The organism is Luminiphilus syltensis NOR5-1B (assembly GCF_000158175.1).
GTDB lineage: Bacteria > Pseudomonadota > Gammaproteobacteria > Pseudomonadales > Halieaceae > Luminiphilus > Luminiphilus syltensis.
Genome location: NZ_DS999411.1, coordinates 958330 through 981283, shown reverse-complemented (window position 1 = coordinate 981283; position 22954 = coordinate 958330). Strand labels below are relative to the sequence as shown.

At 58.2% G+C, this 22954-nt stretch carries 25 protein-coding genes; 12 read left to right on the top strand and 13 right to left on the bottom strand.

What is annotated here, in order from left to right; genetic code table 11:
- Positions 1-35: 35 nt before the first annotated feature.
- On the bottom strand, positions 36-2183 hold the full coding sequence (gene recG / locus NOR51B_RS04405) for an ATP-dependent DNA helicase RecG (protein ID WP_009018848.1): 2148 nt from the start codon (positions 2181-2183) through the stop codon (positions 36-38).
- Between recG and NOR51B_RS04400 the strand changes: the two genes are divergently transcribed.
- The gene (locus NOR51B_RS04400) at positions 2171-3031 is read left to right on the top strand and encodes an NAD-dependent epimerase/dehydratase family protein (protein ID WP_009020900.1); all 861 of its coding nucleotides are present in this window, start codon (positions 2171-2173) and stop codon (positions 3029-3031) included. The genes recG and NOR51B_RS04400 overlap by 13 nt on opposite strands.
- Before the next feature lie 15 nt (positions 3032-3046).
- On the opposite strand, the gene NOR51B_RS04395 is transcribed toward NOR51B_RS04400, so the two are convergent.
- From NOR51B_RS04395 to NOR51B_RS04375, 5 genes are all read right to left on the bottom strand, one after another.
- A complete protein-coding gene (locus tag NOR51B_RS04395) occupies positions 3047-3430 on the bottom strand; it encodes a RidA family protein (RefSeq protein ID WP_009020118.1) in 384 nt (127 codons plus the stop codon).
- A 24-nt stretch (positions 3431-3454) separates the two neighbouring features.
- A complete protein-coding gene (locus NOR51B_RS04390; RefSeq protein WP_009021499.1) occupies positions 3455-5674 on the bottom strand; it encodes a RelA/SpoT family protein in 2220 nt (739 codons plus the stop codon).
- Positions 5675-5692: 18 nt separating this feature from the next.
- The gene (rpoZ, locus tag NOR51B_RS04385) at positions 5693-5950 is read right to left on the bottom strand and encodes a DNA-directed RNA polymerase subunit omega (RefSeq protein ID WP_009019264.1); all 258 of its coding nucleotides are present in this window, start codon (positions 5948-5950) and stop codon (positions 5693-5695) included.
- Positions 5951-6030: 80 nt separating this feature from the next.
- Positions 6031-6660: a guanylate kinase gene (gene gmk, locus NOR51B_RS04380; protein WP_009020561.1), complete on the bottom strand. Its 630-nt coding sequence runs from the start codon at positions 6658-6660 to the stop codon at positions 6031-6033.
- 14 nt (positions 6661-6674) lie between these two features.
- On the bottom strand, positions 6675-7526 hold the full coding sequence (locus NOR51B_RS04375) for a YicC/YloC family endoribonuclease (RefSeq protein WP_009018923.1): 852 nt from the start codon (positions 7524-7526) through the stop codon (positions 6675-6677).
- A 76-nt stretch (positions 7527-7602) separates the two neighbouring features.
- Here NOR51B_RS04375 and rph point away from each other — a divergent pair, with 76 nt between their 5' ends.
- A complete protein-coding gene (gene rph / locus NOR51B_RS04370) occupies positions 7603-8337 on the top strand; it encodes a ribonuclease PH (protein WP_040481757.1) in 735 nt (244 codons plus the stop codon).
- Here rph and NOR51B_RS04365 read toward each other — a convergent pair whose 3' ends face one another.
- Positions 8338-9099, bottom strand: a complete 762-nt coding sequence (locus tag NOR51B_RS04365; RefSeq protein ID WP_009020907.1) for an exodeoxyribonuclease III — start codon at positions 9097-9099, stop codon at positions 8338-8340.
- Positions 9100-9229: 130 nt separating this feature from the next.
- On the opposite strand from NOR51B_RS04365, the gene pyrE reads away from it, so the two are divergent.
- Together pyrE and NOR51B_RS04355 are read left to right on the top strand one after the other, a co-directional pair.
- A complete protein-coding gene (gene pyrE, locus NOR51B_RS04360) occupies positions 9230-9874 on the top strand; it encodes an orotate phosphoribosyltransferase (RefSeq protein WP_009019935.1) in 645 nt (214 codons plus the stop codon).
- On the top strand, positions 9867-10529 hold the full coding sequence (locus NOR51B_RS04355; protein WP_009021193.1) for a hypothetical protein: 663 nt from the start codon (positions 9867-9869) through the stop codon (positions 10527-10529). The genes pyrE and NOR51B_RS04355 overlap by 8 nt, the downstream gene beginning before the upstream one ends.
- Here the strand turns inward: NOR51B_RS04355 and slmA are convergent.
- The 4 genes from slmA to coaBC all read right to left on the bottom strand — a co-directional run bounded on the left by slmA (position 10516) and on the right by coaBC (position 15883).
- Positions 10516-11145, bottom strand: a complete 630-nt coding sequence (gene slmA, locus NOR51B_RS04350) for a nucleoid occlusion factor SlmA (protein WP_009021677.1) — start codon at positions 11143-11145, stop codon at positions 10516-10518. The two genes, NOR51B_RS04355 and slmA, sit on opposite strands and share 14 nt — an antisense overlap.
- Before the next feature lie 70 nt (positions 11146-11215).
- Positions 11216-12106, bottom strand: a complete 891-nt coding sequence (gene argB, locus NOR51B_RS04345; protein WP_009019099.1) for an acetylglutamate kinase — start codon at positions 12104-12106, stop codon at positions 11216-11218.
- A gap of 31 nt (positions 12107-12137) precedes the next feature.
- Positions 12138-14654 carry a phosphohexomutase domain-containing protein gene (locus NOR51B_RS04340; RefSeq protein ID WP_009020920.1) on the bottom strand — a complete coding sequence of 839 codons (2517 nt, stop codon included), beginning with the start codon at positions 14652-14654 and terminating at the stop codon, positions 12138-12140.
- Positions 14651-15883, bottom strand: a complete 1233-nt coding sequence (gene coaBC, locus NOR51B_RS04335) for a bifunctional phosphopantothenoylcysteine decarboxylase/phosphopantothenate--cysteine ligase CoaBC (RefSeq protein WP_009020623.1) — start codon at positions 15881-15883, stop codon at positions 14651-14653. The genes NOR51B_RS04340 and coaBC overlap by 4 nt, the downstream gene beginning before the upstream one ends.
- Positions 15884-15956: 73 nt before the next feature.
- On the opposite strand from coaBC, the gene NOR51B_RS04330 reads away from it, so the two are divergent.
- The 4 genes from NOR51B_RS04330 to mutM all read left to right on the top strand — a co-directional run bounded on the left by NOR51B_RS04330 (position 15957) and on the right by mutM (position 17972).
- Complete coding sequence (locus tag NOR51B_RS04330; RefSeq protein WP_050759413.1) at positions 15957-16607, top strand: JAB domain-containing protein; 651 nt, start codon at positions 15957-15959, stop codon at positions 16605-16607.
- 70 nt (positions 16608-16677) lie between these two features.
- Positions 16678-16914 carry a 50S ribosomal protein L28 gene (rpmB, locus tag NOR51B_RS04325; RefSeq protein ID WP_040482341.1) on the top strand — a complete coding sequence of 79 codons (237 nt, stop codon included), beginning with the start codon at positions 16678-16680 and terminating at the stop codon, positions 16912-16914.
- Between the two features lie 10 nt (positions 16915-16924).
- Positions 16925-17080: a 50S ribosomal protein L33 gene (gene rpmG, locus NOR51B_RS04320; RefSeq protein WP_040481754.1), complete on the top strand. Its 156-nt coding sequence runs from the start codon at positions 16925-16927 to the stop codon at positions 17078-17080.
- Between the two features lie 85 nt (positions 17081-17165).
- Positions 17166-17972, top strand: a complete 807-nt coding sequence (mutM, locus tag NOR51B_RS04315; RefSeq protein WP_009021337.1) for a bifunctional DNA-formamidopyrimidine glycosylase/DNA-(apurinic or apyrimidinic site) lyase — start codon at positions 17166-17168, stop codon at positions 17970-17972.
- On the opposite strand, the gene coaD is transcribed toward mutM, so the two are convergent.
- Both coaD and rsmD read right to left on the bottom strand, forming a co-directional pair.
- Positions 17963-18457: a pantetheine-phosphate adenylyltransferase gene (gene coaD / locus NOR51B_RS04310; RefSeq protein WP_009021231.1), complete on the bottom strand. Its 495-nt coding sequence runs from the start codon at positions 18455-18457 to the stop codon at positions 17963-17965. The genes mutM and coaD overlap by 10 nt on opposite strands.
- 42 nt (positions 18458-18499) lie before the next feature.
- Positions 18500-19147, bottom strand: a complete 648-nt coding sequence (gene rsmD / locus NOR51B_RS04305) for a 16S rRNA (guanine(966)-N(2))-methyltransferase RsmD (protein WP_009018965.1) — start codon at positions 19145-19147, stop codon at positions 18500-18502.
- 95 nt (positions 19148-19242) lie between these two features.
- Here rsmD and ftsY point away from each other — a divergent pair, with 95 nt between their 5' ends.
- The 4 genes from ftsY to rpoH all read left to right on the top strand — a co-directional run bounded on the left by ftsY (position 19243) and on the right by rpoH (position 22950).
- Positions 19243-20367 carry a signal recognition particle-docking protein FtsY gene (gene ftsY / locus NOR51B_RS04300; RefSeq protein ID WP_009019521.1) on the top strand — a complete coding sequence of 375 codons (1125 nt, stop codon included), beginning with the start codon at positions 19243-19245 and terminating at the stop codon, positions 20365-20367.
- Positions 20364-21026: a cell division ATP-binding protein FtsE gene (gene ftsE / locus NOR51B_RS04295; RefSeq protein ID WP_009020799.1), complete on the top strand. Its 663-nt coding sequence runs from the start codon at positions 20364-20366 to the stop codon at positions 21024-21026. The genes ftsY and ftsE overlap by 4 nt, the downstream gene beginning before the upstream one ends.
- Positions 21023-21976, top strand: a complete 954-nt coding sequence (gene ftsX / locus NOR51B_RS04290; RefSeq protein WP_009021511.1) for a permease-like cell division protein FtsX — start codon at positions 21023-21025, stop codon at positions 21974-21976. The genes ftsE and ftsX overlap by 4 nt, the downstream gene beginning before the upstream one ends.
- Before the next feature lie 149 nt (positions 21977-22125).
- Positions 22126-22950: an RNA polymerase sigma factor RpoH gene (gene rpoH, locus NOR51B_RS04285; RefSeq protein WP_040482339.1), complete on the top strand. Its 825-nt coding sequence runs from the start codon at positions 22126-22128 to the stop codon at positions 22948-22950.
- Positions 22951-22954: the final 4 nt, after the last annotated feature.

The following is a 22954-nucleotide window of genomic DNA, read 5'->3' as shown; positions in this document are numbered from 1 at the left end:
GTAGCGGAAACCTCGTCGCCTGGGGGGGAGAGTGCTCAGACGCGACCGTAGCTGTCACGCCCCGCCATCCAGCGATCAAGCAAGGCCCTGGCGGTCTCCGGCGATTCAGCGGCGATACGGTCGCTGATGACCTGTACCTGATCCAATAGCGCCTCATGCTCAGGTAGTTTCGCCACTCTGAACTGGGCGAGGCCGGTCTGCCGTGTGCCCAGTAGTTCGCCGGGTCCACGAAGCCGAAGGTCCTGCTCGGCGATGAAGAAGCCGTCATTGCTGTCGCGCATGACATTGAGCCTTGCTCTTGCGGTTTGGCTCAGCGGAGTCTGGTAAAGCAACAGACAATGACTTTTGTCCGCTCCTCGCCCGACTCTGCCCCTGAGCTGATGCAATTGGGCCAGGCCCAGGCGCTCGGGATTTTCGATGATCATCAGACTGGCATTGGCGACGTCGACCCCGACTTCGATCACAGTTGTCGCCACGAGCAAGTCGATGTCCCCGCGTTTGAAAGCGGCCATCACAGACTCTTTCTCTGATCCCGGAAGGCGTCCGTGAATCAATCCGACTCGAACCGTGTCAGGCAGCGCTCCAGTCAGATGCCCGGCGGTGGCCTCGGCGGCCTGCACCGTCAGTGTGTCGCTTTCATCGATCACCGTGCAGACCCAATAAGCCTGGCGGCCCTCGCCGCAAGCGACGCCGACGCGCTCGATAACAGCGGCGCGCCGACTGTTGTCGAGTAGTGTGGTCTGTACGGGCGTTCGCCCCGGAGGGAGTTCATCGATGATGGAGCAGTCAAGGTCGGCGTAGGCGACCATCGACAGGGTTCGTGGAATGGGCGTGGCGGTAAGCACCAATTGATGGGGGTGTCCCGAGTTGCCCCCTTTCTCGGTCAGGGAGAGCCGTTGGTGGACTCCGAATCGGTGTTGTTCGTCGACAATTACGAGCCCCAGCCGGGCGAAACTGACGTCATCCTGAAACAAGGCGTGTGTCCCAACGAGGATCTTGCTATCGCCAGCGGTAACCGCCGCCAGTATTGCTTGACGCTGTTTTCCTTTGACCCGACCGGTCAGCCATCCCACCTCGATACCCAGTGGAGAAAACCAGGTCTTGAAATTCTGCAGATGCTGCTCCGCCAGCAGCTCTGTTGGCGCCATTAGCGCGACCTGGAAACCGGCATCAATCGCTTCCAGTGCGGCGATTGCGGCTACCAGCGTCTTGCCGGAACCGACATCACCCTGAACTAACCGGAGCATCGGTGTTGGCCTGCTCAGGTCATCCAATATCTCGCTACTCACACGCTCCTGAGCAGCAGTGGGTTGGAACGGTAGTGATGCCAGCAGCTGCCTTCTAAGCGCTCCCGATCCTCGCAGGGGCGGAGCGGGCTGTTCACGCTCTTTTTCACGAAGCTGGCGCATCGACAGTTGGTGCGCCACGAGTTCCTCGAGGGCGAGACGAAGTTGCGCGGGATGGTCGCATTCAATGATGGACTCAAGGCGTGCGTCGGGAGGCGGGTGATGAAGAAACCGCAAGGCCTCTACCCAGCCGAAGCTACCCGAGTAATAGGGAGATAGCAGGTCAGGCGGTGGTTCCTTGTCCAGTACTGTCAATGCTTGCCCGCACAAACGCCTCCACAGGGCTTGCCCCAGGCCTTCAATGGTCGGATAGACGGGGGTTAAATGGGATTCCAGTTCCGGCGTTTCACTGCCGATTCGGTATTCGGGGTGGACCATTTCCACGGCCCCGCTACCCCGTCGCGGCTGTCCGTACAGCATAATCGGTGCGCCTGGCGAAAACTGTTTCAGCTGGGCGTTTCGAAAATGGAACAGGCGCAGACTCATCACACCGCTTCCGTCGGCGACTTTTGCAACCAACGCTCGCCGTCGTCCAGGGACAATACTGGCGAGGGTGACTTCGGCGACAACCACCGCATTGACGCCGTCACGCAAGGCTGCGATGGGCGTTACCCGGGTACGGTCTTCGTAGCGTATCGGGAAGTAAAACAGCAGATCCTCGATCGCGCGTATGCCCAGGTCTGCCAGCTTTTCTGCGAGCTTGGGACCTACACCGCGCAACCGCGTAATCGAGCTGTTCAGCGAGCTTCCCTGTTCGTCGGCTGGGGTCATCGTCAAAACATCGTCATAATAATCGGGAATGATAACCGCACCGGAGACATTAATTGGCCAAGCCACACTGTTTACTGCTGGGATGCGGCGATGTAGGCACTCGAGTCGGTCTTGAGCTCGCCGCCAGCGGTTGGCAAATAAGCGCCTTACGCCGTAGCCCGGATCAGTTGCCACGGGAATTCAGGCGACTGGAAGGCGATTACACCCGCTCAGGTGGCCTGTCCTCACTGGCTGATGAAGCCCCAGATTTCATTGTTTTTACGCCTCTGCCCACATCGCGAGATATTGCAGGCTATGAGCGCGGTTACTGGCACAGCCTTTCCGTACTGGCGCAAACCGCAGTGATGAGGTGTTGCCAGCGCCTTTTTTTTGTCTCGTCGACCCGTGTGTATGGGGATGCCGACGGAGGCTGGGTCGACGAGCAGTCGCCGATAGACACTAGCGATCCCCGCTCGGCGGCCATTATTGAAGGCGAGAACGCGGCCCGCGCGCTGGGTGCCTGTACGGTGATTCGGCCCTCGGGTCTCTACGGCAGTCCGCCCGGGCGCCTTCTGCAGCAGGTGGCTCAGGGGGCGGTATCGAACAATACGACCCAGTTCAGTAACCGGATACACCGGGAGGATCTCGCGGGCGTGCTGTCATCCCTGTTGCGGCAATCGGCAGCAAATCAAGAATTACCGGAAACCTTGATCGCATCAGATGATGCGCCGTGCTCAGCCGCTGAGATTCAGGGATGGCTTGCTGACCAGCTGGGAGTAAAAAATCCGACACTCTCGACACCTACAGCGCCCCGCAAAAACCGCCGCTGCAGTAATCGGCGCCTGCACGAGACCGGGTACCGGCTTCGCTACCCCTCTTATCGTGAAGGTTACCGTGAACTGATCGATAGTTATCGGGAACAACGAGCGCAGTAGCAGCCGTTGCTCGGTTTACAGCGCGAGAATGGCTTCAATCTCGATAGCGGCGGATTTCGGCAGCGCGGCGACCTGCACACAGGCCCTCGCGGGATAAGGCTCATCAAAATAGTCGCTCATGATGCCGTTAACCGTCGCGAAGTCGCCAAGATCGACCACCGAAATATTGATTTTTACCGCATTATTCAACGACCCCCCTGCGGCAGCTGCGATCGCGGCAAGGTTCTTGAACGCCTGATGTGCCTGTTCCTCGATACCACCCTCAACGAGGGTCATTGAGACGGGATCAAGGGGAATCTGGCCAGAAACCCATACGGTGTTGCCTACCTTTACGGCCTGAGAGTAGGGGCCGATGGCGGCGGGCGCGTCGTTGGTGGCGATAATAGCTCTGTTGGTCACAGCAATCTCCGTGGATTTGTGGATTTAGCGTCGGGAGGTTCGCGTTACCTTGCGAACGCCATCAATGGTACGCAACCGCTTCATGATTCGAGCGAGGTGTATTCGGCTACTGAGCTTCAATTCCATATCGATATAGGTGAAGTGGGTATCTCTGGCATGGGATGAAATACGTTCAATATTCAGCCCAATCACACTGAGGCGATTGGCAATGACCGCGATAATGCCGCGTCGATTCTCAGCTTCGACGCGGAGCCCCACGGCAAATTGCCCATCAATTTCTTCGTCCCATCGCAGGGCCATCAAGCGCTCCGGCTGATCGCGCTTTTCGCTGAGGTTGGCGCAGCCGTCGCGATGCACGACGATGCCGCGCTCCTGGCTCAGGTAGCCGGCAATCGGATCCCCAGGCAACGGACAGCAGCATTTTGCATAGGTGACCGCAAAACCCTCACTGCCCCGAATCGCCACGGCCTCTTCGAGAGTGGCGTCATCGTCATTTTTGTTGCCAAGGCTGAGCTGGGCCGCTACCACGTGGGGAAGCAGGTTGCCCACACCAATTTCCACATACAGCGCTTCCAAACTGGCTTGGCCGAACCGCTCGAGGCAGTGATCAAGGCGTTGCTCATCGATATCCCGCAGCCGCGTATCGTAGGCACGCAAGGCCTTTTCCAGAATATTGCTGCCCAGCTCTACTGAATCCTCGCGACGCTGATCCTTCAGGAAGTGGCGGATATTGGTGCGCGCTCGCGCCGTGACCACAAAGTTAAACCAGGCAGGGCTTGGGCGACCGCTGGGTGAGGTCACAATTTCAACGCTCTGGCCGCTCTCCAGTGCTTCGGACAGGGGCGCCAATCGCTTGTTGATGCGGCAGGCGACACAGCGGTTTCCGATCTCGGTGTGCACGGCATAAGCGAAATCAACGGCAGTGGCACCCCGCGGCAGCTCCATAATGTCCCCTTTGGGGGTGAATATATAAACCTCGTCCGGAAACAGGTCGATCTTGACGTTTTCAATGAACTCCAGCGAGTCTCCGGTTCGCTCCTGCATCTCGAGTAGGCCCTGTACCCACTGCCTAGCCCTCGCATGAGAGGCGCTGGTGCTTCCCTGCTCGGTCTTGTAAAGCCAATGCGCCGCAACACCGCTGTTGGCCATATCCTCCATCTCCCGAGTTCGAATCTGGATCTCGATGGGAACGCCATTCATGCCTTTAAGCACGGTGTGCAGTGATTGATAGCCGTTACTTTTCGGTATGGCGATGTAGTCGTTGAACTCACCGGGCACCGGCTTGTAAAGACTGTGGACGATGCCCAGTGTTCGATAGCAGGCATCGACGGTATCGACGACCACGCGAAACGCGTAGAGGTCCATAATTTCCGAGAACAGCTTACGCTTCACCTTCATTTTGCGATAAATGCTGTAAAGGTGTTTTTCGCGTCCGAGGATGTCTGCGCTAATGCCCTCATTATCGAGGGCATCTGACAACTGCTGCTGGATATTTTCAACCAGCGCCTTGCGGTTGCCCCGGGCCTTGATGACCGCCGCTTCAATCCGTTTAGAGCGCATTGGATGCAGCGCCCTGAACCCCAGGTCCTCGAATTCCATGCGTACTTCATTCATACCAAGACGCATGGCAATGGGTGCATAGATTTCCAGCGTTTCGCGGGCGATTCGCCGCATCTTGTCGCGATTGAGCACGCCAAGGGTTCGCATGTTGTGCAGACGGTCCGCCAGTTTGACCAGGATTACCCGAATGTCTTTTGACATCGCCAGGGTCATTTTCTGGAAGTTCTCTGCCTGTTTCAGTTCGGCACTATCGAACTCAATGTGGGTCAGCTTGCTGACACCATCGACCAGATCGGCGACGTCGTCGCCAAATTGGGCAGCGATATCGTGCTTGGTGACGCCGGTGTCTTCGATAACATCGTGCAATAGCGCGGCGAGCAGGGATTGGGCATCCAGATGCATGTTCGCGAGAATGCCTGCGACAGCAAGGGGATGGGTTACATAGGGTTCGCCGCTGCGTCGAACCTGCCCGTAATGCGCTTGTTCGGCAAAGTAGTAGGCGCGCTTGACGGCCTCAATCTGTTCTTCGGGAAGATAGCGCTTGAGGACGTTTTCCAGGGCATCGAGGGAGCCCTGCTGCGAGTGGACAATGAGGTGGCCGGCTTGCGCGGGCGTGCGCAACCCCAGCCGGGTGGTGATATCGGTGAGTGACCCGCTTAGCGCCTGAAACGTTGTGGCTACCAAAGCGGGCCCCGTTCGTTATTAGAGTATAGGTGTCTCAAAACTCGCGGCGAATTCCTCTTCGGCTTCGATTTCGGTTTCTCGCGCCAGCAGGTCGGGAGTGACCATACCCTCAGCGATTTCCCGCAGCGCGATGACGGTGGGCTTGTCGGATTCCTCTTCGACCATGGGATCTTTGCCCCCGGTCGCGAGTTGACGCGCGCGCTTGGACGCGAGCATTACGAGCTCGAAGCGGTTATCAACGTTGTCCAGGCAGTCTTCTACGGTGACTCGTGCCATGCGGTAAATCCTCGGTATTAATAAAAGGTGACCGGCCATTATACCGAAAAGCACCGGTGCTGCGCAGGTAAATATAACCGCTAGTCCGCTACCAGCGCCCGAAGCGTTGACGCGAGTCGCGCGCCCTGGCTCGCTTTCTCGAGGCGCATCGCCCTGACAATAGCCTGCAGATCCGCCAGCGCCGTATCGAAATTATCGTTCATGACGATGTAGTCGGCCTCGGGGTAATGGGACATCTCGCTGGTCGCCTCTGACATGCGCTTATCGATCACCTCAGCGCCATCCTGACCACGCCCGGTGAGCCGGTCGCGCAGCGCGGCTCGCGACGGCGGCAGAATGAAGATAGAGCAGGTATCAGGTTGGCACTGGCGCATCTGGCGGGCGCCCTGCCAGTCGATCTCGAGGATCACATCTTTACCCGACTGCTGTATTGCATCGACTTGTTGCCGCGATGTGCCGTAGAAATTATCGAACACCTTTGCCCACTCGACGAGTTCCTGGTTGTCGCGCATCCGAATAAAGGTGTCGGTGTCCACAAAATGGTAGTTAATTCCATTCTGTTCTCCGGGTCGTTGCATTCGGGTGGTGTGGGAAATCGATACCGCCAATCCCGGATCAGACTCCACCATGGCGCGAACCAGCGATGTTTTCCCTGCGCCACTGGGTGCAGAAATCGTAATAACGCGGCCCTTATAGCCCTCGGCTGACACTCAAGCTACCTCGATCACTCTATATTCTGGATTTGTTCACGCATCTGTTCGATGAGCACCTTAAACTCTACCGCGCTGCTGGTCGTGGGTAGTGAAGCAGATTTCGATGACAGTGTATTGGCTTCCCGGTTCAATTCCTGCATCAAAAAATCCAGTCGCCTCCCACAGGGCTCGCCACCTGAAAGTGCCGTTTCAATGGCATCGAGATGGGCATCCATTCGATCCATCTCTTCCTCAACATCAGCTCGCTGCGCCCAGAGCACCAATTCCTCCTCGAGTCGTGTATCACTGGCCTCGGTGACCACTTCCGCAATCCGGTCTTTGATGCGCTGACGCCGTGATGCCTGCAGTTCGGGAATATGGCGACGCAGGGCGCCGAGTTCGTCGCGGACTTGCACACAGCGAGAACGAATAAAATCCGCCAGTTGGTGACCCTCCTCCGATCGATGGCGAACCAGTGCGTCGAGCGCCTGCTCGGTGGCGGTTAACGCCGAATGGGTCAGCGCCTCATTGTCGATTGGTGTGGCACTCAAGACCCCCGGCGCATTGATCAGCTGCCAGGGGTCGGGGGTCCCCGCTTCGGGAACCGCTTTGGCAACGCTGACCAGCGCCGCCCTCCAGCGCTCAAGAACCTGGCTGTTAATCGAGGGAACCGTATTCTCCTCGTCGTGCTCACAGCGCAACAGCAACTCGACTTTGCCCCTCGCCAGTCGCCCCTGCACCGATTTCTTCAGGGCAGGCTCGCAGGAGCGAAGGTTTTCGGGCAAACGAAAATGGACGTCGAGGTAACGGCTGTTAACGGTGCGCACTTCGACGGTGACCGTAGTGGAGCCGGTTGTTACACTGGCCGCGGCAAAGCCAGTCATGCTTTGTGTCACCACATACCCCCTGTTCCCAAAAAAAGAAAGTCTAGCAGCAAACTCCCGATCCTGAGAGGCAACCATGAATGCAACGCCGAAAAGACCCAGTGGACGCAGCGCTGGAGAATTACGACCACTGAGTTTCACCCGGAACTTTACCTGCCATGCAGAAGGGTCTGTTCTGGTTGCGTTTGGTGATACCAAGGTCATTTGCACGGCATCAGTGACTCCCGGCGTGCCCCCCTGGTTGCGCGGCAGCGGCGAGGGCTGGCTCACCGCAGAGTACGGCATGCTACCCCGTTCCACCGGATCGCGAATGGCGCGCGAGGCCGCTCGCGGCAAACAGTCCGGCAGGACCGTGGAGATTCAACGGTTGATTGGCCGGTCACTTCGCGCTGCCCTTGACCTGAAAAAGCTGGGTGAATACACCATTACCGTAGACTGTGATGTGATTCAGGCCGATGGCGGTACGCGCACGGCTGCGATCTCCGGCGCCTGCGTTGCGGTTGTCGATGCCTTAAACCGCTTGCAACGAAGCGGTGATCTGGCCAATGACCCGCTGTTACACCTGGTGTCAGCGATTTCGGTGGGCATTTGGCGGGGGCTCCCGGTCGCCGATCTTGATTACATTGAGGATTCGTCAGCGGATACCGATATGAACGTCGTGGTTACCGAGTCGGGTGGACTGATTGAGGTGCAGGGCACTGCTGAGGGTGCGACTTTCAATCGTGCCGAGATGGATGCCATGATTGATCTGGCGGTATCGGCCGCGTCGCAGATTAGCGCCGCACAGCGGGCGGTATTGAGCGAGGGGTGATTACGGGGTTACGTCGTAGTCGATAATCACTGGCGCGTGGCTCGAGAACGTATCAGCGGTATAGATCGCGGCGTAATCCACATGGGCCACCAGATCGCTCGATATGATCTGCGTATCGGTGCGTACCCCCCCGGCATCATCGCCCTCGGGCCACCAGGTGAACTCATCGGGATCGCTGTTATGGGCGCGAAAGGCGTCGGCATAACCGGATTGATACAGCGAATTTAGCCAACGTCGGTCTTTGTCAGAAAAACCCGGGATGTCGATTCGATTTCCCGCTTCCTCAGCGTCGATGGGTTCGTGCGCCACTCCCCAGCCGCCGCAGAAAATAAAATCCCTGCGTTTGTTTCGGATTTTTTGTAAGTGCGCTGCCAACTGCTCCATAAATGCGGCGCGCTCAGCGAGGCCCTGTGGGTCGTTGGCGGCGGCGGGCATTAGCAGCGAGCCGATGCTGATGTTCTGGTAGTCGGCCTGGATGTAAAGACCGCGGGCATCGAATTCAGGGAAGCCGAGGCCCGTCATTATGGCCTTGGGCATGGCTTTACAGTAAATCGCTACACCGTTGCGCCGGTGATCATCGATGTCGTCCCAGAAATAGGCGTTGTAACCCTCGGGGAAAAATTCGTCGCCCTTCAGTGAGTACTCGGAGCATCGCGTATCCTGCAGGCATATAACGTCTGCATCCTGCTGCTTTAGCCACGAGAAAACACCGGCGTCACGCGCTGTTTCCAGCCCGTCGACGGCCAAACTGATGATGCGCATTGGTAGTCCACCCTCTGAATGGAAGATATGATAAGCCAAATCGTGGGTTGATCACTATGCATACCGTTAAAAACTGTGGTCTAGTTGGTAGTCAGTAGGGCTTGCACCGAAGCAAAAGGGTTGGGAAGGAATGGATATTGATGATGCCAGAGCGCGTTTTATCACGCTGGCAGTCGCGTGTGACGTGCTGAAATTCGGCGAATTTGAGCTGAAATCCGGGCGTATCTCACCCTATTTTTTTAATGCCGGTGCGTTTAATACGGGTGAAGCTCTCGCTACTCTTGGAGAGTGTTACGCCGCTGCCCTGCTGGCGGCTGAAGTGGCGCCCGACATGCTTTTCGGGCCTGCCTACAAGGGTATTCCCCTCGTCGCTACAACAGCGGTGGCACTGGCCAAGCAGGGCACCAATTTGCCGTTTGCGTTCAACCGAAAGGAAGCAAAGGCTCATGGCGAAGGCGGAACGGTGGTCGGTGCCCCTCTCAGGGGGCGAGTGGTTATCGTCGATGATGTCATCACCGCGGGCACTGCGATCAGGGAGTCGGTCGCGATGATCAAGAGCGCTGGCGCCGAGCCCGCGGCGGTGATTATCGGGCTCGATCGAGCCGAGCGGGGGCAGGGGGACAAATCAGCGGTCCAGGAAGCTACCGAGGAGTTGGGGCTTGCCGTCACCAGCGTGATTGATTTGCACCATATTATTCGTTGGCTTGAGGATACCGGTGCCGATCGGGCGCACCTTGAGTCGATGCAGCGCTATCGGGATCAGTACGGTGCGTAGAACGGCGGTCACCATCGTTGCAGTGCTGTGGTCAGTCGCGCTGGTCGCCGGCTCGGGTAACCTTTATCGCTATAAAAATGATGAAGGGGTCACGGTGATCGACTGGCAGGTTCCCCCGGAATTTGCTGACAACGGCTACGAGGTTTTGAATGAGCGCGGCATTGTTATTGACGTCGTCCGTGGAGCGCTGACCGGCGAGGAGAAGGCAAACAGCATCGAGTCGCGACAACGCCAGAGCGAAGCGGAGGCGGAGGCTGAGCGCTTGCGCGCCTGGGATGAATCGCTACTGAGACGCTATAGCAGTGCGGCTGACATTGAGGCGGCTCGGGACCGGGTGGTTGATGACCTGCGTGTGCGTATTGCCATCCTGAAAAGCAATCGTCGCAGCCTCATATCGAAGGCGGCCCAGCATCAGGCCAACATCGCTGAGGCGGAGCGCAGCGGCCGTGAACCGGCAGAGATCGACCTGACCGCGATAGAACGCGCCAGAAACGAAATTGCGTCGACAGAAAACGCGATCGAGGATCGTCAGTCCGAGGTTGACGCGGTGTACGCCAGTTACCAGAAGGACATAGACCGTCTCGCTGAGTTGCGGTATTTGATTGAGCTCCGGCGCACCATGGAGCGCCAAACCACCGACGTCAGCCGTGATTGATGGCGGGGCGTTCTGCTGCTCCCGGTGTATCGCGCATAAAGCCGGTGGTCAGGATTAACCACTGTTCGTTCCAGCCGACGGTGGGTGATTTTCGGAAGTTACTCCTGACGTACTGGGCAATCCGCCCTTCGGCGCAGGAGAGCAACAGGTTGGCGGCGTCGTTTAACGCCAGAGTGGGACGCTGGTTTTCCTCGAGTTCGGCCTGCCGCAGCGTTTGTCGCAACTGGGTTTCGAGCCGTTCGAAGACCTGAGCGGCGCGGATATGCAGTCGCTCGGTCTCGCCAATTAAAGCCTCACCGTTGAGCACCCGTGTAATTCCCGGATTTCGCTCGCAGAAACTCAACAACAGCAGGACGATTTTGCGGCAGCGCTCCATGGCGGTTTCTTCTTCGGCCACGATGCGATTGATTCGACTGAAGAGCGTGTCTTCGACGAACTCGATCAACGCTTCGAACATCTTGTTTTTTGAAGGGAAGTGTCGGTAGAGCGCCGCTTCCGATACGCCGACTTTGGCGGCCAACTTGGCGGTGGTAATCCGCTCGCCCGGGTTTGCCTCGAGCATCTCAGCCAGGGCCTGCAAGATTTGATCGCGGCGATCTGAGCGTCGTGGGGGCATGGGAGACCGGATTGCATTAAGAGTCCCTGATGCTAGCTACTCAGAGTACGCGGCGCAATGCCGATGAGCCTCAGCCGTTCAATTTATTTGTGATCAGCGTGCCTATGCCCTCGTCAGTAAAGATTTCGAGCAGCCCCGCGTGTGCAACGGTGCCATCAATGATATGGGCGCTGACCACGCCACCTTTCACCGCATCGAGTGCGCATTGGATTTTTGGCAGCATACCCCCCGTGATTACGCCATCGAGGATCAACTGATCTACCTGCGCCGTACTCAGGCCGGTGAGCGTATTGCCGTCAGCGTCCATTAACCCGGGGACATTGGTCAGCAGCATGAGCTTTTCTGCTTTTAACACCTCGGCGAGTTTTCCCGCGACAAGATCAGCGTTGATGTTATAGGTCCGCCCATCCTCGCCCCCTGCGATGGGGGCAATAACGGGAATATAATCGCTCTTCAGCAGTAAATTGAGCACATCGGTGTCGATACTGGCGACCTCACCTACCTGCCCGATATCCCGTTGCCCATCGCTGCCCCAGTTACCTCGAAGTTTGCGCGCCAGCAGCAATTGCCCGTCCTTGCCGGTCAGACCCATTGCCCGACCGCCATTTCGGTGGATACTGTCGACGATTTCCTTGTTGACGCTGGCGCCCAACACCATCTCCACCACATCCATGGTGTGTTCATCGGTGACACGCATGCCGTCGACGAATTCACTCTGAATATCAAGTCGCTTCAACAGAGTGCCGATCTGCGGGCCACCGCCATGCACAATGATGGGATTCATACCCACCAGTTTCATGAGCACAACGTCCCGGGCAAAGCTTTCGTGCAGGGCGGGATCCACCATGGCGTTGCCACCGAACTTGATGACGAAGGTGCGTCCGGTAAAGCGCTGGATGTAGGGCAGTGACTCGGTCAGTACCCGGGCAAAATTTTCCGCGTCATCGCGTTGCAGTGACATTTGCGCGGTGCTCCAAAGAGGGGTTAATGCGTCAGAAGTTTAAAGCAAACCTCGGCTCGATATCGCTGAGTATCGCCGTGATTTTTCCAGCTAGCCGCTCAAGGCCCGCTTCATCATTCGCCTCAACCGTAACGATGAGCCCGGTTTCGGCGCGTTTCTGCGTAACGGCGATCCATCCATCGTGAAAATCGGCGCGAAGTCCGTCCTTCATTGTCAGGCGTGATTCTGCGAGCCCAGTATGACGAGACAAGGCGGCGAAAAGCTTCCTGTTGTCTTCGTCACTGCAAGCGAGGTTCGCCGATAGTTGGGGGGAGATCCTCGGTAAGTCGTTGATCAGATCATCGTAGCTGCTTGGTGAGCTGCCCAGCAGTTCGAGCAAACGCGATGCGGCGTAGATGCCATCCGCCGTTCCGTACCATCGGTCGTTAAAATAGATAGCGCCATCGGCACTACCTCCCATCAGTGCGCCGGTGTCGCGCATGGATGCAGCCATGACGGCATTACTACTGGCGGTGGGTAAGACCCGTCCTCCGGCTTTGGCCAGCAGCTGCGTGGTGGTGCGACTGGCACGCAGGTCGTGCAATATATCGATTCCCGGGTGGCGCTCAAGAACATCCTGCGCCAGAAGCGCCAATACGTGCTCCGCGTGGACCGGTTTGCCACGATTGGTGATCGTATGAATTTGTTCGCCTTCCGCATCGAAGACGATACCAAGATCGGCGCCATGGGATGTTACTTGTGGCGCAAGAGCGGCAATACGCTCCTGCAGGGTCAACTCGGTGCCCGGTGCCGTATCGGTATTCGCATCATCGATGCTGATCACTTCGCAGCCAATGGCGGTGAACACATCGCTCGCGACCAGGGATGTCGCACTGAAATGATGGTCGACGACCAGTTTCAGGGGCAGACCCAGGCCGATGTCTACCGCGATTTTATCAAGGTAATCGTGTCTGATGTCACGGCCGGTGAAGTGACCCTTGCCACCACCGCTGTGTTCATCGGAAGCAAAGGCTTGCAGTGCGTCCAGATCTACTTTGCCAATCACGTTGCCGGCGATGATTACGTCCAGACCATTGACCGAACGGGGAGCACCGGCGCCCGTGATGGCAATACCGGAGTCCACATCTCCTGTGGCGGTAGCGTAGTGCAGCAAGGGCAGGGGAACAGTGCCGAGATCGACAATATCGCAGTTACCCGCGAGCAGTGCCTGGGCCAGGGTGGTGTGCAGTTGCTTACCGCTCGGTCGGGCATCCATTGCCAGCAGAAGCGTTGAAATGTTGTGGCTTTTCGCGAGGTCGGCGAGACCAAATCCAAGCTGTTTCATGGTGGCGTCATTCATGATCGCATCGACCTCACCCCGAATGCCATGTGCACGGATGATGGATGCAAACGATTCTGGCGTGGCCTCTTCGGGAACCGGGGTTGCTGCAGTCGCTTCCGTGTCAGGCTGATCCGTTGCTTCGTCCACTTCTTCCACGGAAGCCACCGGTGGTGTCGAAAATGCTGACATCGGCGTGGTCTCGGCGCGGGGTGATGACGCAGCATCCTCATGATCCGATCGCACCCGCATCGGGCTCCGCACCTTGCGTCGGTTGAGGTGGTTCAGCTGGTACAGCAGTGTCGCCAATGGCTGTAATTGTGGCACGCGCAACGCAATGTTGTGGTTGTTGCCGCTTAAATCCAGGATTCTTTTTGCTTCCCTGGCAATTTCTTTCGGTAGTCCGATCAATAGCAGATACGCACCAGCGGCTCCCGACACCAGCACCGCGGCAATCGCGATCATCAGCAGTAAAGAGCCAGGCCGTGTCTGATCCAAAAGCGCATCCGCTGGCCTGAAAAGTACCTGCCAGGGGGTATTTTTAACGTCCGCGGAGTAGGTGCCTGACCCGGTTATGGCTGTTCCAGCCAGCAACTGCTCCGGCCCTCCGCCATGTTGCTGCACCAGAGCCCAGGTACCCAGCGACTCGCCCTGGTTGAGGATCGCGCCAAAGCGGTCGCTCGGTATCCAGAGCAGCGCGACTGTCGCTGCCGATCGGCCCCGAAAATCAAAGCCTTGCGCCATCAATACGTGCCATCGCCCATCGCGTTTTATGGCTTCGATCTGCTTGATATTGCCCGACTGGGCCTGTCGGATAAGGTCAATCGCTACATGGGATTCAATACCCCAGAATTCCGGATCCAGCCCGACCGTACCGCGATCGTCGAGGGGGATAATGTTGAGCACGCTGGCTTCGGGGAAGCCGAGATCTGAGGGATTCAAATCAGTGTCCGCAGCGGCCCCGTTAACCCGATGGGATAGCGCCTGCAGACGGGCCTGGAAACTCTCCAGCACCCCGTGTATCGATCCTGCTCGCTGCCCGGCCAACGTGGAGCCGAGCTGCTCCGCGGCGCCACTCTGGAGCCCCGGTTCGCGGATCAATAAAATCCATAACAATACGATCAAGGCAGGCAGCAGCCCGAGAAGCAGTGCCTTTACACACAGGCGTCGCAGGGCGTCGCGTTCAACGGTTATCGCTTTGTCACTGGCCCGCTGCTCGGTCTGGATCATGAGGACACCCTATCCGGCACTCTATCGCCCTTGGCCAGCCACTCTGCGGCAGCGGCCACGATGTGCTGCGCAACGACGTGCTTACTCGCCATCGGTAGAGCGGTATCGCCCTCGACATCGACGAGCAGTACTGCGTTGTGATCGCTGTTGAAGCCAATATCCGGGCGTGAGACGTCGTTGGCTATCACCAGATCAAGCGCTTTGCGGGTTAATTTACTACGGGCGTGCTCGGCCACGCGCTCGGTTTCCGCGGCGAAACCAATCACCATTTTCGGGCGCTGCCCCAGGCGCGCGACGCTGGCAATGATGTCAGGATTCTGGGTGAGTGGGAGCTGCCAGTCGGTCGTATCGGTCTTTTTCAGTTTCTGGTCGGCACAGGCGACGGGCCGGTAATCAGCAACGGCGGCGGCACCGATAAAGACGTCAGCACCCGCGGCCTGTTGCTCGGCGGCGGCAAGCATTTCCTGGGCGGTTTCGACCTTGATGAGGACAACCCCATCGGGCGGCGTGAGTTGCACCGGGCCACTGATAAGCACCGTCTCTGCGCCCTGCTCCATTGCGGCTCTCGCCAGTGCGTAACCCATTTTCCCCGAGCTGTGGTTGCTCAGAAAACGCACCGGATCAATGGGTTCCCGCGTGGGCCCGGCGGTAATGACAACCCGCCGCCCCGCCAGCTTCTGCTGGGCAAACGACCCGCTAAGGGTCTCGACAATGGCCTCAGGATCGAGCAGACGGCCGGGCCCGATATCACCACAGGCCTGATCTCCCGCTTCGGGGCCCACGATAGTGAAACCGCGGTGCTGAAGCAGTTGGATGTTGTCGGCGGTCGCGGCATCAGCCCACATCTGCTGATTCATGGCGGGGGCGATAAACCGGGGTGCCGGTGTCGCCAGTGCGGTAGTGGTTAGTAGGTCATCGGCGCGTCCATGGCACAGTCGCGCAATCACATCGGCAGTCGCCGGGGCTATGAGCAGCGCGTCGGCCCAGCGTGCCAGTTCGATATGCCCCATACCCAGTTCTGCCTCTTCATCAAGGAGTTCGGTATGAACGGGCATTCCTGAAAGCGCCTGCAGGGTTAGCGGCGTTATAAATTCCTGGGCGCCCCGGGTCATGATGACACGCACGCTGGCGCCTGACTTCCTTAACAGCCGGACCAGTTCGGCACTTTTATAGGCGGCAATGCCGCCCGTAACGCCGATGATGATGTTGCGATTGAATAGATGTCCCATTGACACAGGTTCGCGTACACACTGCCCGCAACGCTAGCAGCTAACATCGCTCATGAATACCAGGAAGGCCGAAATGAATGCGCCAATTCACAGTAAATCCGGTGAATCCCTGTGGTCTGAAGATGTTCGTGTACCGCTGCTGGCCCGGGCGATGGGCCTCGACCCCTGGGAGGCCGGTGTAAGCCTTGCCAACGCACTGCGCGAAAATAACGATTGTCTGCGGTCGCTCATGCGCCGGATTATCGGGGGCCCATCGGCCATTGGTGGTATCGATGACGCTGCCAGGGCGCGGCTTATCGCAGCGCTCGAGCTCGGTGACTTGCTGGCCGAAGCCGGCCTTTACCAACGCGACCTTATTGCCTCTGCGGTCGAGTGCCGGCGGTTCCTTCAGCGCCGGTTGGGCAAACAGCGACGCGAGGTGTTCAGTGCGCTGTACCTCGATTCCCGCAATCGCCTTATTGTCGCTGAGGACTTGTTTGCTGGCACTATCGATGGGGCTGCGGTGTTTCCCAGAGAAGTGGTCAGAGGCGCGTTGCTTCACGATGCCGCGTCAGTGATTGTGGCGCACAATCACCCGAGCGGTGCGCTGGCTCCGAGCGAGCAGGACCGGCAGCTGACGCGTCGGCTCTCCTCAGCCCTGTCGTTGGTTGATATCCGCTTGCTGGACCATTTTATTGTGGGTTTTGGCGACTCCGTGTCCCTGGCCAGTCTTGGTGAATGTTGACATCGCTGTTGCGTCAAAGCAGGCCGTCTGCTATAAAGCGCACCCTTTTTTTAAATCGATGGATAGCACGATGTCCCGAGTCTGTCAGGTGACGGGTAAGCGCCCAATCACTGGAAACAACGTATCGCATGCGAAAAATCGCACCCGTCGCCGGTTCCTGCCCAATTTGCACAATCATCGCTTTTGGGTTGAGTCCGAGAACCGCTTTGTGACATTGCGGGTGTCCTCCAAGGGCATGCGCGTCATCGACAAGCGCGGCATAGAAACTGTGCTGGCGGAGCTTCGCGCCCGCGGCGAAAAGTACTGAGGAGAGCGGCATGCGAGAGAAGATTAGAATGAATTCGTCGGCGGGTACGGGCCACTTTTACACCACCGACAAGAACAAGCGCACGACGCCCGATAAGCTGGAGATGAAGAAGTACGATCCGGTGGCTCGGAAGCACGTGATGTACAAGGAAGGCAAGATCAAGTAACCCGCTTTCCGATCAAAACCCAGAAACCCCGGCGCTGCCGGGGTTTTGTTTTTCTGGACCTGAATTCCCAGTACTGGAGCCGGTTATGCCTGAGTTACCGGAGGTAGAAACCACTCGTCGAGGGATTGCTCCCCATGTCATCGGGCAATCCGTTGTTGCGGTGGACGTGCGGGATAGCCGCCTGAGGTGGCCGGTACCCGATGACCTGGACCGGCTGGTTGGTGGCCGCTTCACCGCGGTGCGCCGACGCGCTAAATATCTGCTACTCGACCATGATCATGGCGTTTTGATGATTCATCTGGGTATGTCCGGGTCACTGCGCCTGGTGAGCGCCGATACGCCGGTGATGTTTCATGATCATGTTGATATTGGCCTCTCCAGTGGATTGACGCTGCGCTACCACGACCCGCGTCGCTTCGGCAGTTTTCACTGGGTCGATGATGACCACCACGCCCTGCTCGACCACCTCGGTCCGGAGCCCCTCTCGGGCGACTTTGACGGCGCATTGCTATACCGGCGCTCCCGGGGCCGCAAAACCGCTGTGAAGCAGTTTGTGATGGACGGCCGCATCGTTGTGGGGGTCGGTAACATTTATGCCAACGAAGCCCTGTTTATGGCCGGTATCCGACCCGATCGCGCCGCTGGCAGGGTGGCCCTCAAGCGATATGAAACCCTGGGCGATGCGATTAAGCAGGTACTTGGCGGCGCCATCGAGCAGGGGGGGACGACATTGAGGGATTTTGTGGGCGGCGATGGCTCGCCGGGGTATTTTGCCCAACAACTGGCCGTCTACGGTCGTGCGAGACAGCCTTGTCGTCGCTGTGAAAGCGCGCTGACCGAGACCCGGCTGGGGGGTCGCAGCACGGTATTCTGCAAAACCTGTCAGCGCTGAGCGTCGGGAAATTTCTCGTGAAGCGCTGTGGCTACCGGAGGGGGCACGAACGGACTTATGTCGCCACCCAGTGAGGCAATCTCCTTCACCAGTGATGATGAAATATAGGAAAGATGCTCAGCCGGTGTCAGGAAAACACTTTCAAAGTCAGGCTTTATGGCTCGGTTCATATTGGCCAGCTGGAATTCGTACTCAAAATCCGCGACCGCCCGCAGGCCACGAAGCACGCAGTTAGAGTCATATTGCTCGACGAATCGCGTGAGCAGGATGTTGAAGCCCGTGACTTCGATGTTATCGAGGTGGCTCAAAACCGTCTTCGCCAACGCCACCCGTTCTTCAATGGCAAATAGCGGTCCCTTCCGATCACTGGTAGCGATCGCAACAACGACGCGATCAAAGAGTCGCGCTGCACGTTCGATCAGGTCCACGTGTCCATTGGTAATGGGGTCGAAAGTGCCCGGATAGACGACGGTGTGGGTGCGCATAATGGTGTCCTTTAGTCAGTTTTCAGCCTACACAAACGCGCACTAATCTGAAAGCGATCCGGAGTTATCAAATTGGTAGAGCCGGTAGTCGACTTCCCCCGCCCGCTTTTGCCGCAATAACGCCAGGCGCTGATCGAGATCGGCTTCGGCCGTTTTGGTGGATTGCTCAATATAGACCAGCGATCCCTGTTTGAGGCAATCAGCGGCGATCAACTGCTGAGTGATACCCGCGACGAGCGCGTCAGCGAACGGCGGGTCGATAAACACAATATCGAAGGGTCCACTTTGATCGTGTCCGCTATCGATAGGTCTGCTGCGGGAAATGAAGTCGCTCGCATCGACAACGGCGACTCGGCTGCGATCAGCGGCATCGAGTTGTCTTATGTGCTGTTCGATGGTCTCTGCCGCCAGGCGATGCCGTTCCACAAAATCACAACGGGCGGCGCCACGGGAGAGCGCCTCCAGACCCAATGCACCGCTGCCGGCAAACAGGTCGAGGCAACGACTACCGGTGATATGGGCAACCAGCCAATTGAACAGCGTTTCCCGGACGCGATCCGGAGTCGGTCTAAGGCCTTCAAGGTCAGGAAACACCAGGGTGCGACCGCGCCAGGTGCCGCCTATGATCCGCAGTTTGCGACGCGCGGTGTTACCACCGTCGCGATTTTTAATGCTCTGTTTACGCCGCATTTCTGCGCCCCTCATCCAGTGCTACCATGCAGCGCCGGCCGTCAAAACCGGAGGTCGCCGAGCATAGAATATTCAAGCATAGAGAGCCCGTCTTAATGAAGCTATTCAAACGTCGGTCGAGTGAGGCAAAAGTGCCCGAGGCCGAACCCGCCACCAGCACCGAGGAATCAGCGTCTCCGCCTGAGCCGGCGGTGACACCAGCGGATCAGGCGCCGGACGTCGTGCCTGAGGCGCAGCACGATGAACCTCCCGCGTCGGTAGAGGGGGCGAAGGACGGCGAGCAGACCGGCTTTTATACCCGTTTGAAGCGGGGCCTGGGCCGGACGGGAAGCCAGTTCGCGGAAGGACTGGGCAATCTTTTCCTGGGCAAAAAAGCGCTTGATGCCGACCTGCTTGAAGCCCTCGAAGCGCAATTGTTGCAATCGGACCTGGGAATTGAGGCCACCAGCCGGGTTATCGACGACTTGACCGCCCGGGTGTCGCGCAAGGAACTCGCCGATGCCGAAGCCGTTATGGCGGCGGTGCGTGCATCGCTGTTGGATATCATCGAGCCCTGCGAGCAGCCGCTGTCGGTTGAGGGCAAAAAGCCGTTCGTTATTCTGGTCGTCGGCGTCAACGGAGCGGGCAAAACCACCACCATTGGCAAAATGGCGAATCGCTTCCAGCGGGAGGGTAAAAAGGTCATTCTCGCGGCGGGCGATACGTTTCGCGCGGCCGCTGTCGAACAGTTGCAAACCTGGGGAGAGCGCCACGGAGTGCCGGTAGTGGCACAGCATACGGGTGCCGACAGTGCCTCGGTGCTGTTTGACGGGCTGGAGGCGGCGCGGGCTCGCGGTGCAGATGTACTGATTGCCGATACGGCGGGCCGATTACAGAATAAATCCCATTTGATGGACGAGCTCGAAAAGGTGGTTCGAGTGATGCGGAAGCTCGACCCCGACGCCCCCCACGAAACGCTGCTCGTGCTCGACGCCGGGACGGGACAGAACGCGGTTTCCCAGGCGGTCCAGTTCGATGCCGCCATCGGCGTTTCGGGTATCGCACTGACCAAGCTCGATGGCACTGCCCGTGGTGGCGTCACTTTTGCGATCGCCGAGCGCCTGAGGCGACCCATCCGGTTCATTGGTATTGGCGAAGGTGCTGAGGATTTACGACCCTTTGTGGCGCGAGACTTTGTGGATGCGCTGTTTGACGCCCACCCGTCGCGAGACAGTGAATGATTGAGTTTAAGCGGGTTAGCAAGCGCTATGAGAGTCATGATGCCTTGCGCGATATCAGTCTCACCATCGATACCGGGGAGATGGCTTTCATCACCGGGCATTCGGGTGCCGGAAAAAGCACGCTGTTGCGCCTGCTACTACTACTGGATCGTCCCAGTTCGGGCGAATTATCGGTAAACCAGCGCCCCACCAGCGCTATCAAGCGCCGCGGTATTGCGGCTTACCGGCGCAATTTCGGGATTGTCTTCCAGGACCACCAACTGCTGTTCGATCGAAGCGTTTTCGACAATGTGGCGCTACCGCTTGTCATAGCGGGCTTCGGTCGCCGGGATGTCAATCGCCGCGCACGTGCCGCTCTGGACAAGGTCGGACTGCTCGATCGCGAGGGAGCCAATCCTGCTTCACTGTCCGGTGGCGAACAGCAGCGGGTCGGTATCGCCCGTGCGGTTGTCGCCCGTCCCCGAATTCTCATTGCCGATGAGCCGACAGGAAACCTCGATCCCGATCTTTCCGCAGAGATTATGGAGTTGTTCCGGGCGTTTAACCGTGTAGGCGTCACGGTTTTGATTGCCAGTCACGATCTCGCACTGATTTCGCGAATGCGCCATCGCATCATTACCCTGCATGAGGGTCGACTCATAGAGGGTGAGGGTCGATGAGCGCACAGGCGAAGGGTTTGGGGGCGGGTCCGCGGTCTCGCTTTAACAGTTGGTTGCATCATCATCGACAGTCGGCTTATGAGAGCCTTAACAAACAACTACTGACACCGATATCCACGCTGTTGACCTGGCTGGTCCTCGGCATTTCTCTGGCGTTACCCGCGACGGTTCTGGTGGCGCTGGATAATATTGACCGGCTAACCGCCGGTGTCGATCGCTCAACCCAATTCTCGTTGTTTTTGCAAGCCGATACCGAAGAGGCCGCCGCCGAAGACTTTGTTGCTGATCTGGCCCAGCGCAGCGATGTGGCGACTGCGACACTTATACCCGCTGACCGGGCGCTGCAAGAATTTGCGGCGGACACAGGGCTGTCAGCGGTAGTGGCTACACTTGACGACAACCCGTTACCGCATACGGTTGTGGTACGACCGATAGCAATGGGTGCGGCGGCGCTGGCTGATCTGGCGGCAGTTTTCGATCGTATGCCGGAAGTGTCGCAGGTGGTTCTCGATACGCGATGGATCAAGCGTCTGATCAGCGCACTGGAATTTGGCCGCCGATTGACCTATGCCATAGGGGCCATGATGCTTGTGGGTGCCCTTTTGGCACTTGCGAATACCATTCGCCTCGAAATCGAAGCGAGGCGCGCTGAGATTGTCGTTATCAAGCTGATTGGCGCCAGCGACGGTTTTGCGCGCCGCCCGTTTCTATACACCGGGCTGTGGTATGGCATTGGCGGTGGCGTCATCGCCAGCGGCCTCGTATTTGGACTGCTATGGCTCCTAGCGCCTCCGGTTAACGAGCTGTTGCGGCTCTATGACAGCGATAAGGTGCTCATGGGTTTGGGTGCCATCGGGGCATTACAGTTAGTACTGATTGGCGGTGCCGTCGGGTTGATGAGCGCGTGGCAGGCAACAGCAGTGCATTTGCGCCGGGTGGAGCCTCGCTGAGAGCCGGTAACCGGGGCTGCATGAGAGGAACTTTTACCGGTTAGCACTCTCTAAGAGAGAGTGCTAAACTTGCGCGGTTAACAACGGAGGATCTAACAGTGGCAGCTTCAGACAAAGCCCTCTCACTGGGACACGGCGCTGCTTTGAGCATGGCGCCGGGGGCCAATCTCCCGGCCTATATCCAGGCGGTAGGTACCATCCCAATGTTGTCGGCAGAGCGCGAACAAGCGCTCGCTGAAAAGCTATACTATGGCGAATGTGTTGCCTCTGCGCGTGAGTTAGTACTTGCTCACTTGCGTTTTGTTGTGCATATCGCCCGAAGCTACTCTGGCTATGGACTTGCGGAAGCCGATCTTATTCAGGAAGGCAACGTGGGCCTCATGAAGGCGGTGAAGCGGTTTGATCCCAACAAGGGGGTCAGGCTGGTCTCTTTTGCAGTTCACTGGATCAAGGCAGAGATGCACGAGTTCATCCTCCGTAACTGGCGTATTGTCAAAGTCGCGACCACCAAGGCGCAGCGTAAGCTCTTTTTCAACCTTCGCAGTGCGAAGAAAAATCTCAGCTGGTTGACTCATAGTGAAACTCAGGCCATTGCTGAAGATCTGGGCGTTCCTGAGGCCGAGGTTCAGCGCATGGAAGGGCGGTTGTCCTGCCGCGATATGGCTTTTGATGCGCCCTCCGATGCCGATGACGATGACGCGTGGCAGGCGCCGCAGCATTATCTGCAAGACCTGTCTTCTGACCCCGCGGTGGCGGTTGAGGCTGCGAATTCCAGCGCCGATGACGAGACGCGATTGCACGCGGCGTTAGCGCAGCTCGATGCCCGCAGTCAGGACATTTTGGCGCGCCGTTGGCTGGCGGAGAAAAAGGCGACTCTGCACGAGCTGGCTGCCGAGCACGGTGTTTCCGCCGAACGAATTCGGCAGCTTGAAGCCAACGCCATGAAGAAGTTGCGGACCGGACTGGCTGCCTGATCTG

Coding starts and splice junctions, on each gene's coding strand:
- rsmD (WP_009018965.1), bottom strand. CDS start 19,147: ATGCGGCGTAAACAGAGCATTAAAAATCGCGACGGTGGTAACACCGCG.
- rpoH (WP_040482339.1), top strand. CDS start 22,126: ATGGCGCCGGGGGCCAATCTCCCGGCCTATATCCAGGCGGTAGGTACC.
- coaD (WP_009021231.1), bottom strand. CDS start 18,457: ATGCGCACCCACACCGTCGTCTATCCGGGCACTTTCGACCCCATTACC.
- ftsE (WP_009020799.1), top strand. CDS start 20,364: ATGATTGAGTTTAAGCGGGTTAGCAAGCGCTATGAGAGTCATGATGCC.
- rpoZ (WP_009019264.1), bottom strand. CDS start 5,950: ATGGCACGAGTCACCGTAGAAGACTGCCTGGACAACGTTGATAACCGC.
- NOR51B_RS04365 (WP_009020907.1), bottom strand. CDS start 9,099: ATGCGCATCATCAGTTTGGCCGTCGACGGGCTGGAAACAGCGCGTGAC.
- rph (WP_040481757.1), top strand. CDS start 7,603: ATGAATGCAACGCCGAAAAGACCCAGTGGACGCAGCGCTGGAGAATTA.
- pyrE (WP_009019935.1), top strand. CDS start 9,230: ATGGATATTGATGATGCCAGAGCGCGTTTTATCACGCTGGCAGTCGCG.
- rpmG (WP_040481754.1), top strand. CDS start 16,925: ATGCGAGAGAAGATTAGAATGAATTCGTCGGCGGGTACGGGCCACTTT.
- ftsY (WP_009019521.1), top strand. CDS start 19,243: ATGAAGCTATTCAAACGTCGGTCGAGTGAGGCAAAAGTGCCCGAGGCC.
- ftsX (WP_009021511.1), top strand. CDS start 21,023: ATGAGCGCACAGGCGAAGGGTTTGGGGGCGGGTCCGCGGTCTCGCTTT.
- slmA (WP_009021677.1), bottom strand. CDS start 11,145: ATGCCCCCACGACGCTCAGATCGCCGCGATCAAATCTTGCAGGCCCTG.
- NOR51B_RS04375 (WP_009018923.1), bottom strand. CDS start 7,526: ATGACTGGCTTTGCCGCGGCCAGTGTAACAACCGGCTCCACTACGGTC.
- coaBC (WP_009020623.1), bottom strand. CDS start 15,883: ATGGGACATCTATTCAATCGCAACATCATCATCGGCGTTACGGGCGGC.
- rpmB (WP_040482341.1), top strand. CDS start 16,678: ATGTCCCGAGTCTGTCAGGTGACGGGTAAGCGCCCAATCACTGGAAAC.
- argB (WP_009019099.1), bottom strand. CDS start 12,106: ATGTCACTGCAACGCGATGACGCGGAAAATTTTGCCCGGGTACTGACC.
- mutM (WP_009021337.1), top strand. CDS start 17,166: ATGCCTGAGTTACCGGAGGTAGAAACCACTCGTCGAGGGATTGCTCCC.
- NOR51B_RS04340 (WP_009020920.1), bottom strand. CDS start 14,654: ATGATCCAGACCGAGCAGCGGGCCAGTGACAAAGCGATAACCGTTGAA.
- NOR51B_RS04330 (WP_050759413.1), top strand. CDS start 15,957: ATGAATGCGCCAATTCACAGTAAATCCGGTGAATCCCTGTGGTCTGAA.